Genomic DNA, 554 nt, shown 5'->3' with positions numbered 1-554 from the left:
AAGCGCAAAGCGCGCACCCGCCGCAACCCAGAGTCACCCACCCACGCCGCCTCAGAGGTCGACTATTTTGACGGTTTCGCGTATCTTAGGCGCCTTTCCATCCGCGTTTATTGATCGGACGACAACACTGAGCCTGAAAAGCCGACTATGAATCTGAATTATCTGGAATTTGAACAGCCCATCGCCGAACTCGAAGGCAAAATCGAAGAGCTGCAGCTGGTGGGCAGCGATAATGACCTCAATATCACCGAGGAAATTGCCAAGCTGCGCGAAAAGAGCACCAAGCTTACCGAGAGCATCTACGCGCAACTGACCCCCTGGCAAGTGGTGCAGGTGGCCCGCCACCCGCATCGCCCCTATACCTCTGACTACATCAAACGTCTGTTCACCGATTGGGATGAGCTGCACGGTGACCGCCATTTCGGCGATGATCACGCAATTATCGGCGGCGTTGCCCGCTTGGACGGCAAACCCGTCATGGTGATTGGCGAGGAAAAAGGTCGTAGTGTCAACGATAAGGTGTATCGCAACTTCGGTATGCCGCGCCCGGAAGG

The 554-nt window shown here is 55.8% G+C and carries 1 pseudogene; it reads left to right on the top strand.

The annotated features are described in order from the left end of the window. Positions 1–147 precede the first annotated feature (147 nt). Positions 148–554, top strand: a pseudogene (locus tag B3187_RS03855) (acetyl-CoA carboxylase carboxyl transferase subunit alpha); the annotation flags it as partial.

Origin of the sequence: Marinimicrobium sp. UBA4209, from assembly GCF_002381585.1 — a bacterium.
In the GTDB taxonomy this organism is placed as follows: Bacteria; Pseudomonadota; Gammaproteobacteria; order Pseudomonadales; family Cellvibrionaceae; genus Marinimicrobium; species Marinimicrobium koreense.
This window is presented reverse-complemented; position numbering and strand designations above follow the sequence as displayed.